The sequence below is a fragment of the Streptomyces synnematoformans genome (assembly GCF_039531005.1).
Lineage (GTDB): Bacteria > Actinomycetota > Actinomycetes > Streptomycetales > Streptomycetaceae > Streptomyces > Streptomyces synnematoformans.
Genome location: NZ_BAAAPF010000241.1, coordinates 1 through 10,947, shown reverse-complemented (window position 1 = coordinate 10,947; position 10,947 = coordinate 1). Strand labels below are relative to the sequence as shown.

Sequence of the window (10,947 nt, the reverse complement as noted above, 5' to 3'; positions counted from 1 at the left end):
GCTCGCCCTCGCCGCCGAACTCGGCTGCTCGCCGCACCACCTGAGCCGGGTGTTCCGGGCGGCGACCGGCGCCACGCTGAGCCGCTACCGCAACCGGCTGCGCGCCGCGCGGGCGCTGGAGCGGCTGGCCGGCGGCGAACGCGACCTCGGCGGTCTCGCGGCCGAACTCGGCTTCGCCGACCAGGCGCACATGACGCACGTCGTACGCGCCGAGTCCGGGCTGCCCCCGGGCCGCCTCCGTGCCCTCCTCGCCCCCTCGCCCGCCCCGGCCGGGTCCGCGTTCAACTGCTCCCCCCGCTAGAAGCCGCACGTCAGCGGCCTCCCAAGACTTCCGGCCATCACCTCACAGGAACTTGCCATCGATGTGAGGCCCGACATTGTGGAAACCTCCTCACCAACGTTCCGCTACGTGCCGTCGGCCGAGGAGTAGATGTCCATGCCCAACGGGGAGTTGACCGTCTGCATCGTCGGCGCCGGGCCGCGAGGGCTCTCGGTGCTGGAGCGCATCTGCGCCAACGAGCGCAAGTCCCCCGCCCACGAGGCGCTGCGGATCCACGTCGTCGACCCCCATCCGCCCGGGGCGGGGCGGGTGTGGCGGACCGACCAGCCGGATCTGCTGCTGATGAACACGGTCGCCTCCCAGGTGACCGTGTTCACCGACGCCAGCGTGGAGATGGAGGGACCGATCGAGGCCGGGCCCAGCCTGCACGAGTGGGCCCGGTCCCTCGTACAGGAGAACGGGGACGGGGACGGGACGGCGGTGCCGGGCGGGGTGCTGGCCGAGGCGCGGCAGCTGGGGACGGACGACTATCCGACCCGGGCGTTCTACGGGTACTACCTGGAGGACGTCTTCCGCCGGGTGGTGGCCGACGCCCCGGACCACGTGACGGTGGAGGTGCACCGGTCCACCGCGGTCTCGCTGGACGAGGAGCCCGCGGACGGGAGACCGGCTGGCCAGTGCCTCTTACTCGCCGACGGCACCCGCCTGCCCCGCCTCGACGCCGTGGTCCTCGCGCAGGGGCACCTGCCGGCGCGGGCGACCGTGCGCGAGGAGGAGCTGGCGCGGGAGGCGGCGGAGTGCGGGCTCGTGCTCGTCTCCCCCGTCAACCCGGCCGACGCCGACCTGTCCGCGATCGCGCCCGGGCAGACCGTGGTGCTGCGCGGGCTCGGGCTGAACTTCTTCGACCACCTCGCCCTGCTCACCACCGGCCGCGGCGGCCGGTTCGAGCGCAGCGGGGACCGGCTGGTGTACCGGCCCTCCGGCCGCGAGCCCCGGCTGTTCGCCGGTTCCCGGCGCGGCGTTCCGTACCACGCCCGCGGCCACAACGAGAAGGGCGCGCACGGCCGTTACGAACCGCGGCTGCTCACCCCCGAGGTCATCGCCCGGCTGCGCGAGCGCGCCGCCGAGGGCCGGCGGGTGTACTTCGCCGTCGATCTGTGGCCGCTGATCGCCAAGGAGGTGGCGAGCGTCTACTACGGCGCCCTGCTCGCCGCGGCCGGGCGGGCGGCGGAGCGGGAGGCGTTCGTCGCGCGGTACCTCGCCGCGCCCTCCGCCGAGGTCGAGGCCGCGCTGCTCGACGAGCACGGCATCCCCGTCGCGGACCGCTGGGACTGGAAGCGCATCGACCGCCCGTACGCGACCCGCGAGTTCCACAGCCGCGCGGAGTTCCGCGACTGGCTGCTGGGCCACCTGGCCGACGACGTACGGGAGGCCCGCGAGGGCAACGTCAGCGGCCCGCTCAAGGCGGCGCTCGACGTCCTGCGCGACCTGCGCAACGAGATCCGCCTCGTGGTGGACCACGGCGGGCTGGAGGGCATCTCCTACAGAGACGACCTGCAGAACTGGTACACGCCGCTGAACGCCTACCTGTCCATCGGCCCGCCCGCCTCACGTATCGAGGAGACCATCGCGCTGGCCAACGCCGGTGTCCTGGAGTTCATGGGCCCGGAGCTGCGCGTACGCGTCGACCGTACGGGCCCGGAGCCGGCGTTCGTCGCCGAGTCGAACCGGGTCGACGGCCCGCCGGTGCGGGCGGCGGCGCTGATCGAGGCGCGGCTGCCGGAGCCCGACATCCGGCGGACCGCCGACCCCCTGCTCACCCACCTGCTCGCCACCGGCCAGTGCCGTCCGTACCGTATCTCCAGCGACTCCGGCCCCGACGTGGTGACCGGCGGCCTGGCCGTGAGTGAGCGCCCGTACCGCCTCGTCGACGCGGCCGGCCGGACGCACCCACGCCGCTTCGCCTACGGCGTGCCGACCGAGGCCGTGCACTGGGTGACCGCGGCGGGCATACGCCCGGGGGTGAACTCCGTGACGCTCGGCGACTCGGACGCCATCGCCCGCGCCGTGCTCGCCCTCACCCCCGCGGGCGGCACCCGCCCCGACCCCACCGAGGAGCTTTCGTGACCGCTTCCCCCGCCACCGGCCCCGGCGCAGCCGGCCCAGACGGCCCGGGCGGCCCGGACGGCGCCGACCCCGGCACCGGCGCCGGCCACGCCGCGGACCTCGACGCCGGCCTGCTCTCCCCGGTACGGGCCGGCACCCCCGCCGAAGCGGCGGTGTCGGACCGGGCGTGGCTGCAGGCGATGCTGGACGCCGAGGCGGCGCTGGCGCGCGCCCAGGCCCGTACGGGCACCATGCCCGCGTCCGCCGCCGCCGCGATCACCGCCGCCGCCCGGGCCGACCTGCTCGACCTGCGCGCGCTCGCGTGCGCGGCCCGGGAGACCGCCAACCCCGTCGTCGGGCTGGTGGCCGCGCTCACCGGGGTGGTGGCCGGCCGTGACCCCGGTGCCGCGGAGTACGTGCACCGGGGCTCGACGAGCCAGGACGTGTTCGACACCGGCGCCATGCTGGTCTGCGCCCGGGCGCTGCGCCTCGTCCACGCCGACCTGCTGCGCACCGCGCGGGCCCTGGCGCGGCTCGCGGCGGAGCACCGCGACACGCTGATGGCCGGGCGGACCCTGACGCTGCACGCGGTGCCCACGACGTTCGGGCTCAAGGCCGCCGGCTGGCGGCGCGGGGTGCTGGACGCGGCCGAGCGGGTGGAGCGGCTGCTCGACGGCGGGCTGCCCGTCTCGCTCGGCGGCGCGGCGGGCACGCTGGCCGGGTACCTGGAGTACGCGACGCTGGACGGCGCCGACGCGGACGCGGCGGACCCCGGCGCGTACGCCGCCCGGCTGACCGCCGCGTACGCCGACGAGACCGGCCTCGCGCCCGCCACGCTGCCCTGGCACGTCCTGCGCACCCCCGTCGCCGACGTCGCCGCGGCCACCGCGGTCGTGGCCGGGGCGCTCGGCAAGATCGCGGTCGACGTGCAGTCGCTCGGCAGGACCGAGGTCGCCGAGGTGGCCGAGCCGGCGGCGGCCGGCCGCGGCGGCTCCTCCGCGATGCCGCACAAGCGGAACCCGGTGCTCGCCACCCTCGTCCGCAGCGCCGCCCTCCAGGTCCCGGCGCTGGCCGCGGCGGTGACCCAGTGCATGGTCACCGAGGACGAGCGCTCCGCCGGCGCGTGGCACGCCGAGTGGCAGCTGCTGCGCGAGTGCCTGCGGCTGGCGGGGGGCGCGGCGCACACCGCCGTCGAACTCGCCGAGGGGCTCCAGGTCCGGCCCGACCGGATGCGCGCCAACCTGCGGACGACGGAGAACCTGGTCACCTCCGAGCGGGTGGCGGCGGTGCTCGCGCCGCTGCTGGGCAAGGCGCGGGCGAAGCAGCTGCTCACCGACGCGGCGGCGGAGTCGGAGCGTACGGGCCGGCCGCTGGCGGGGATTCTCGCGGGGGATTCCGCGATCGCCGGGCACTTCGACGAACCGGCGCTGGCGGCCCTCCTCGACCCGGCCTCGTACACCGGAGCGGCCGGGGCGCTGGTGGACCGGGCGCTCGCCGACCCGTAACTCCGCGGCCCCGCCGACGGCTTGCCGCCGCGCGCGCACGCGGCCGCGAGGTGCCCGCGGCACCGGCACGGCCATCACCCGGGCGCGCGCGGCGAGTTGGGCGCCGCACGTCGCCGCCGCTCCGGCCGCCGCCCGTACCCCCTGCGAGTGATCAACGCTCCAGTCCGGGGCGGCCCGTGACGATACGGAGGGGGTGACCGTCACGGATGAGTGCCTCCAGTTCGTCTGTCCGCCGTGGTGCAACATGGCCGACTCACCGGAAGACCATTTCGGGGCTCTCGGTGACGACCTGTCCCGGGTGCTGCATCTGGGCTGGAACGCCGGGGCGAAATACCAGGGGCGGGACGACCCGCGCCAGACAGTGGGGTTCGACGTGGATCTGTGCGCGTACTCGTTGACCGACGGCCGCCCGGGGCGGCCGTTCCTGCGGGTGTCCGACGAGGCCGACGGCGCGAACAACTTCGAAGTGCACGACGTGGCCTCCGCCGCGTACCTGCTGCAGCAGATGGCCGGCGCGGTGCGGAACCTCGCCGGCTTCCTGGAGATGCTCAGCGCCCGCCAGGAGGCCGAGGAGGCGCAGTGGCAGGCCGTCCGGCTGGACGGCGACCTGCGCCAGGCCGAGCAGCAGCGGGCCCGGGCCGAGGCCGGGTTGCGCCAGGCGCAGGAGTACATCGCCGCCCTGGAGCGGGAGATGGCGGCGGCAGGGGCGGCGCGGGACGCGGCGCACTGGCAGGTGGAGCAGGCCCGGGAGCGGGTGGCGGACGCCGAGCGCACGGCGCGGGAGAGCCGCCGGGTGGCGGAGGCCGCCGCGGCCCGGTCGGCCCGGCTGGAGGGTGCGCGGTAGGGAGTGGGGGGCAGGGGTGGCGGGGGACGGGTGGCTGGGGGGGGAGGGGTCAGGAGCGGCGCGGCTGGCTGAACCGGAGCAGGTTGCCCGCCGGGTCGCGGAACGCGCAATCCCGTACCCCGAAAGGCTGGTCGACCGGCTCCTGCAGCACCTCCGCGCCCGCGGCGCAGATGCGCTCGAAGGTCGCGTCGCAGTCGTCGGTCCCGAAGATCACCCCAGGCAGCAGGCCCTTCGCGAGCAGCTGCGCCATCGCCTCGCGGTCGGCGGGCGACGCGTTCGGGTCGGCGAGCGGCGGTTCGAGGACGATGTTCACGTCGGGCTGCGAGGGCGAGCCGACGGTCACCCAGCGCATCCCCTCGAACTCGACGTCGTCGCGGACCTCCAGATCGAGAACGTCACGGTAGAAGGCGAGCGCTCTATCATGGTCATCGACGGCGATGAAGCACTGCGACGGAAGCTGCGGGAGAAGTGCCCCGGCGACATGAGCGCGACCCGCGCCAGCTCCGCCACGTCCAGCGGCTGCGCGTAGTCGCGGTCCATCGCGTCCCGGGCCCGGCGCAGCCGGGCCAGCTCCTCCAGCCTCACCCCACCGCCCCCACGTACTCCGCGAGGTGCTCGCCGGTGAGCGTCGACCGGTCGGCGACCAGGTCGGCCGGTGTGCCCTCGAAGACGACCCGGCCGCCGTCGTGGCCGGCGCCGGGGCCGAGGTCGATGATCCAGTCGGCGTGGGCCATGACCGCCTGGTGGTGCTCGATGACGATGACCGACTTACCGTCGTCGACCAGCCGGTCGAGCAGCCCGAGCAGCTGCTCGACGTCGGCCAGGTGCAGGCCGGTGGTCGGCTCGTCCAGGACGTAGATCCCGCCCTTGTCGCCCATGTGCGTGGCCAGCTTGAGCCGCTGCCGCTCGCCCCCGGACAGGGTGGTCAGCGGCTGCCCGATGCTGATGTAGCCGAGGCCGACGTCGGCCAGCCGGCGGAGGATCCGGTGCGCGGCGGGCGTGCGGGCGTCGCCCGCGGCGAAGAACTCCTCGGCCTCCGCCACCGGCATGGCCAGCACCTCGCTGATGTCGCGCCCGCCGAAACGGTAGTCGAGGACCGCCGCCTGGAACCGCTTGCCGTCGCACTCCTCGCAGGTGGTGGAGACGCCCGCCATGATGCCGAGGTCGGTGTAGATGACGCCGGCGCCGTTGCAGGCGGGGCAGGCGCCCTCGGAGTTGGCGCTGAACAGCGCCGGCTTCACGCCGTTGGCCTTCGCGAACGCCTTGCGGATGGGGTCGAGCAGCCCGGTGTACGTCGCCGGGTTGCTGCGCCGGGAGCCGCGGATCGCGCTCTGGTCGACGGAGACCACGCCCGCGCCGGCCGGGACGGAGGCGTGCACGAGCGAACTCTTGCCGGAGCCGGCGACGCCGGTGACCACGCAGAGCACGCCGAGGGGGATGTCGACGTCGACGTCCCGGAGGTTGTGCGCGTGCGCGCCGCGGATCTCCAGCGCGCCGGTGGCCTTGCGCACGGTGTCCTTGAGCGCGGCGCGGTCGTCGAGGTGGCGGCCGGTGACGGTGTCGCCGGCGCGCAGTCCGGCCACGGTGCCCTCGAAGCAGACGGTGCCGCCGGCGGTGCCGGCGCCGGGGCCGAGGTCCACGACGTGGTCGGCGATGGAGATGACCTCCGACTTGTGCTCCACGACCAGCACCGTGTTGCCCTTGTCGCGCAGCCGCAGCAGCAGGTCGTTCATCCGCCGGATGTCGTGGGGGTGCAGGCCGGTGGAGGGCTCGTCGAAGACGTAGGTGGTGTCGGTGAGCGACGAGCCGAGGTGGCGGATCATCTTGGTGCGCTGCGCCTCGCCGCCGGAGAGGGTGCCGGAGGGGCGGTCCAGCGACAGGTAGCCGAGGCCGATCTCCACGAACGAGTCGAGAGTCTCCCGCAGCGTCTTCAGCAGCGGCGCCACCGAGGGATCGGTCAGGCCGCGGGCCCACTCGGCGAGGTCGTTGATCTGCATCGCGCAGGCGTCGGCGATGCTGATGCCGGCGACCTTCGACGAGCGGGCGGCCTCGCTGAGCCGCGTGCCCCCGCAGTCGGGGCAGTCGGTGAACGTGGCGACCCGGTCCACGAAGGCGCGGATGTGCGGCTGCATCGCCTCGCGGTCCTTGGCGAGGAAGGACTTCTGCATCCGCGAGATCAGGCCCTCGTAGGTCATGTTCATCCCGCTGATCTTGATCCGCGTCGGCTCGCGGTACAGGAAGTCGTGCAGCTCCTGCTCGGTGTAGTCGCGGATCGGCTTGTCCGGGTCGAGGAAGCCGGAGTCCGCGAACGCGCGCACCATCCAGCCGCCCGGCTTGTAGCCGGGGATGGTGAGCGCGCCGTCGGCGAGCGACTTGGTGTCGTCGTACAGCTCGCGGAGGTCGATGTCGGAGACGCTGCCCATGCCCTCGCAGCGCGGGCACATGCCGCCGGTGCTGGTGAAGGCCACCTTGACCGTCTCGCCCGCGCCGCGCTCGGCGGTGACCGCGCCGCTGCCCCGGACGGAGGCGACGTTGAAGGAGAAGGCGTTGGGCGGGCCGACGTGCGGCTCGCCGAGGCGGCTGAAGAGGATGCGCAGCAGCGCGTTGGCGTCGGTGGCGGTGCCGACGGTGGAACGGACGTTGGCGCCCATCCGCTCCTGGTCGACGATGATCGCGGTGGTCAGCCCTTCGAGCACGTCGACGTCGGGCCGCGCCAGCGTGGGCATGAAGCCCTGTACGAAGGCGCTGTACGTCTCGTTGATCATCCGCTGGGACTCGGCCGCGATCGTGTCGAAGACCAGCGAGCTCTTCCCCGAGCCGGAGACGCCGGTGAAGACCGTCAGCCGCCGCTTGGGGATCTCCACGTCCACGTTCTGCAGGTTGTTCTCCCGCGCGCCGTGCACGCGGATCAGGTCGTGGCTGTCGGCGGCGTGCCGCGCGGGCGCGGCCGGGTCCTTCCTGCTGGCCATGCTGGTCTCTCTCCGTGTGTCAGGCGGCCTGCGCGGTCCCCGCGACGGGCGGCTCCGCAAGACGGAACCGCGGTCGCGCGTAAGCGCCGCTCCCCCGTGGGAACAGGTGCTCGGCCACCCTAGAGCCTGCCTCTGACAGCCCGGCTCCCGGAGGCCCCGGCGGGCGCCGGCACACCGCGCGGGCCGCGCCCGCGCGGTGTCCACGTGCTGCACCATGGGTCACCCGGGGCGACACACCCCCGGGGAACCGGCGACGGGCGGAGGAACGGGTGGGCGGGTCGGAGGAACCGACGGCGGCAGCGGCGCCGGAGACCGCGGCGGCCGCCGCAGCGCGGATGCGCGAGGCCGGGCGGGCGCTGCTGGCGGTGCTGGAGCCGGCGCAGGTACGCGAGCTGCGTGCCGGGCCCGCCCGGCTGGACGCGCCCGAGCTGCGGGAGTGGACGTACCTGCCGGGTCCCCGTCCCGGGCTGTCCACCGAGGAGCTGGGCGCGGAGCAGCGCGCCGCCGTCGACGCGCTGCTCGCCGCGGCGCACAGCGCGCACGGCGGGCGGCTGGCCGCCGGGGCGATCGAGGTGGAGCGGCACCGCCGCGAGCTGATCGGCCGCCCCGGGCCCGACCGCTACTGGCTGCGGCTGCTCGGCGACCCGGACGGCGATGGCCCGTGGGGCTGGCGGATGAACGGCCACCACCTGGCCGTGCACGTGCTGGTCACCCCCGCGGGCCTGCGGGTCACCCCGCACTTCGTCGGCTCCGAGCCCGCGCTGGTCGCCGCCGGCCCGCGGGCCGGACGGCTGCTGGGGCCGGAGGAGGACATGGCCCGCGAGCTGGTCGCGGACCTGGGCGCCGGCGCACGTGCGACGGCGGTCTTCGCCGCCGAGCCGCCGGACGACATCCTCACCCGCGCCGACCCGTTCGCCGACCCGGAGCTGCTGCCGGCGGGCCTGCCGTACGGGGACATGACGGCCGGTCAGCGGCGGCTGCTGGAGCGGCTGGTGCGCCGCTACCTGGCCCGGGCGCCCGAGGCGTACGCGCGCGCGTGCTGGGCGGACGCGGTGGCACAGGGGCTGGACACGCTCTCGTTCGCCTGGGCCGGCGGCCTGGCCCCGGGCGACCGGCACTACTACTGCGTGCGCGCCCCGGACTTCCTCATCGAGTACGACAACACCCAGGACGACGGCAACCACGCCCACTCCGTCTGGCGGCACGTGCGCCACGACTGGGGCCTGGACCTGCTGCGGGCGCACTACGAGGACGGGCACGCCCGGCGGGCCGGCTGACGGGCCGGCGCGGCGCCGCCCTCCGGTCCGGGACGCCAAGTCGGCGGCAAGCCGCCGACTAGTCCCGGTCAACTTGCACGGCAGATCCTGACCGGATGGACAGATCGCCCAGAGTTTCGATCGCCTACCACTCGCGCCGCGGACACACCCGGGTGCTCGCCCAGGCCGTCAGGGCCGGCGCCGAGGACGAGGGCGCCGCGGTGACCATGGTGCTCGTCGAGGACGTGCAGGAGTCCGACTGGGAGACGCTGGACGCGTCGGACGCGATCGTGTTCGGGGCACCGACCCTCATGGGCTCGGCGTCCGGGGCGTTCCACGCCTTCGCCGAGGCGACCAGCAAGCGCTGGGGCACGGAGTCCTGGAAGGACAAGATCGGGGCGGGGTTCACGCACTCGTCGTGCAAGGCGGGCGACAAGCACATCACGCTCGGGTACTTCGCGACGCTCGCCGCCCAGCACCAGATGCACTGGGTCAACCTCGGGCTGGCCCCGGGCTGGCACCTGAGCCACGAGAGCGAGGGCGACCTGAACCGGCTCGGGTACTTCAACGGCGCCGCCGCGGCCACGATGGGCGACCTGGGCACCGACTCCGTACACAAGGCGGACATCGCGACCGCCGAGCACCTGGGCAGGCGCGTGGCGCGGCACACGGCGGTGGTACTCGCGGGGCGGGCGGTACTCGGCATCGGCTGACCGGCGCGAGCCCCGGCACGGCGGTGCCCCGCTGGGCGGGAGTTGTCCACAGGGGATGCCGGGGAGGAGCGGGCGGCCGTAGGCTCCGGGCATGGAAAAGGACTTCGGGTACGCGGTGTTCTCCCCGCCCTGTGCGGCCGTCGGCGGGCGGGGTCGCCTGCCGGTGCGGGCACCCCGGCGCGAGTGCGGCGAGGAGGCGGCCACGTGACGTTTCCCGACGACCTGGCCGAGATGGCGCGCGGCGTCCTCGACACGAACCGGTACCTCACCCTGGGCACGACCGAGCCCGACGGGCGCCCGCGGGTGTCGCCGGTCTACTTCACCCACGTCGACTACCGGACCTTCTACTGGGTCTCCTCACCCCGCGCGCAGCACTCCGCCAACGTCGCCGACCGGCCCGAGGTCGCCTTCGTGGTCTACGACTCCACCGCGCAGATCGGCGCCGGCCGCGCGGTCTACGTCGGCGCGACGGCGGCGCAGGTGCCGGCGGACCAGCTCGCGGCGGCGTGCGACGAGGCGTTCGCCGGCGCCGTCGACGCCGGTGTGACGCGGTTCCGGCCGGAGGACGTCAGCGGTGACGCCGACCTGCGGCTGTACCGCGCGCGGGCCACGAGCTGGGAGGTGCACATACGCGGCCGCGACCCGGTGTACGGCACCGGCGTCGACACCCGCCGCGAAGTCCGGCTCTGAGCGCGCCGGCCGCGCGGAGACGCCCGGGGCCCACTTCCGCACCGCCGCCGCCACGGCCGGGCGGTCCGGGCACCGGCCCTATGCGCCCCGCGGGGCGTCCAGGGCCGCGGTGAGTGCGGCGAGGTGGCCGGCGACGGGGCCCAGGGTGAGCAGCCCGGTCCCGGCACCGGCCAGTTCGGCCGCCGCGGGGGTCAGCCGGTCCCGGGCACGCGCCATCGTCTTGCGGTCGCCGAGCGCGACGGCCGCCCGGGCGACGAGGCACCACGCGGTCTCCAGCATCAGGTCGCGCGGCGGCTCGGGGGCGGCGCGCAGCGCCTTCGCGGCCTCGGCGCGGTGCCCCCCGGCCAGCAGCACGAGGGGCCGCACCCACGGCTCGTACGGGCCCCAGTCGACGGCGGCGGCGCCGTCGGCGACGGGCGGGAGGCCGTGCCGCAGCCGGAGGCAGAGCAGCGCCAGCGGCAGCAGCCCGCGCTCCATCCCGGGCATGCCGGCGCCGTCGAGCCGCTCGGCGCCGACCCGGTCGGCGGCCGCGGCGGCGGCCGCGGTGTCGGCGGCGCCGGGGGCGGCGGGGGCGGCGGCCGGGG

General features: G+C 75.3%; 9 protein-coding genes and 2 pseudogenes. 7 read left to right on the top strand and 4 right to left on the bottom strand.

Going from position 1 to position 10,947, the window contains the following annotated elements; translation table 11 throughout:
- The 4 genes from ABD317_RS27135 to ABD317_RS27120 form a co-directional block, all read left to right on the top strand.
- A partial coding sequence (locus tag ABD317_RS27135) for a helix-turn-helix transcriptional regulator (RefSeq protein ID WP_344292896.1) occupies positions 1-301 on the top strand: 301 nt, incomplete at its 5' end.
- A gap of 135 nt (positions 302-436) precedes the next feature.
- Positions 437-2,407, top strand: a complete 1,971-nt coding sequence (locus tag ABD317_RS27130; RefSeq protein ID WP_344292902.1) for an FAD/NAD(P)-binding protein — start codon at positions 437-439, stop codon at positions 2,405-2,407.
- Positions 2,408-2,517: 110 nt separating this feature from the next.
- Entirely contained in the window at positions 2,518-3,891 is a 1,374-nt protein-coding gene (locus tag ABD317_RS27125) for a nitrosuccinate lyase (protein WP_344292900.1), read from the top strand.
- Between the two features lie 244 nt (positions 3,892-4,135).
- Positions 4,136-4,735, top strand: coding sequence for a hypothetical protein (locus ABD317_RS27120; RefSeq protein WP_344292894.1), 600 nt, complete (start codon positions 4,136-4,138; stop codon positions 4,733-4,735).
- Positions 4,736-4,784: 49 nt separating this feature from the next.
- Here ABD317_RS27120 and ABD317_RS27115 read toward each other — a convergent pair whose 3' ends face one another.
- The 3 genes and pseudogenes from ABD317_RS27115 to ABD317_RS27105 form a co-directional block, all read right to left on the bottom strand.
- Positions 4,785-5,174 (bottom strand): VOC family protein, encoded by a 390-nt coding sequence (locus tag ABD317_RS27115; protein WP_344292898.1) that lies wholly within the window; start codon positions 5,172-5,174, stop codon positions 4,785-4,787.
- 11 nt (positions 5,175-5,185) lie between these two features.
- Positions 5,186-5,320: pseudogene (locus ABD317_RS27110) on the bottom strand (AraC family transcriptional regulator); the annotation flags it as partial.
- Positions 5,317-7,704, bottom strand: coding sequence for an ATP-binding cassette domain-containing protein (locus tag ABD317_RS27105; RefSeq protein ID WP_344292892.1), 2,388 nt, complete (start codon positions 7,702-7,704; stop codon positions 5,317-5,319). The gene ABD317_RS27105 and the pseudogene ABD317_RS27110, both read right to left, overlap by 4 nt.
- Positions 7,705-7,973: 269 nt before the next feature.
- Between ABD317_RS27105 and ABD317_RS27100 the strand changes: the two genes are divergently transcribed.
- From ABD317_RS27100 to ABD317_RS27090, 3 genes are all read left to right on the top strand, one after another.
- Complete coding sequence (locus ABD317_RS27100; protein WP_344292890.1) at positions 7,974-8,981, top strand: DUF3500 domain-containing protein; 1,008 nt, start codon at positions 7,974-7,976, stop codon at positions 8,979-8,981.
- A gap of 95 nt (positions 8,982-9,076) precedes the next feature.
- Complete coding sequence (locus ABD317_RS27095; protein ID WP_344292888.1) at positions 9,077-9,673, top strand: flavodoxin family protein; 597 nt, start codon at positions 9,077-9,079, stop codon at positions 9,671-9,673.
- Positions 9,674-9,877: 204 nt separating this feature from the next.
- Positions 9,878-10,363, top strand: coding sequence for a pyridoxamine 5'-phosphate oxidase family protein (locus ABD317_RS27090; RefSeq protein ID WP_344292886.1), 486 nt, complete (start codon positions 9,878-9,880; stop codon positions 10,361-10,363).
- Between the two features lie 78 nt (positions 10,364-10,441).
- Here the strand turns inward: ABD317_RS27090 and ABD317_RS27085 are convergent.
- Positions 10,442-10,947 (bottom strand): annotated as a pseudogene (locus tag ABD317_RS27085) (SARP family transcriptional regulator); the annotation flags it as partial.

Excerpts from the sequence above, each read along its gene's own strand:
- ABD317_RS27130 (WP_344292902.1), top strand. The coding sequence starts at position 437 with ATGCCCAACGGGGAGTTGACCGTCTGCATCGTCGGCGCCGGGCCGCGA.
- ABD317_RS27120 (WP_344292894.1), top strand. The coding sequence starts at position 4,136 with ATGGCCGACTCACCGGAAGACCATTTCGGGGCTCTCGGTGACGACCTG.
- ABD317_RS27105 (WP_344292892.1), bottom strand. The coding sequence starts at position 7,704 with ATGGCCAGCAGGAAGGACCCGGCCGCGCCCGCGCGGCACGCCGCCGAC.
- ABD317_RS27095 (WP_344292888.1), top strand. The coding sequence starts at position 9,077 with ATGGACAGATCGCCCAGAGTTTCGATCGCCTACCACTCGCGCCGCGGA.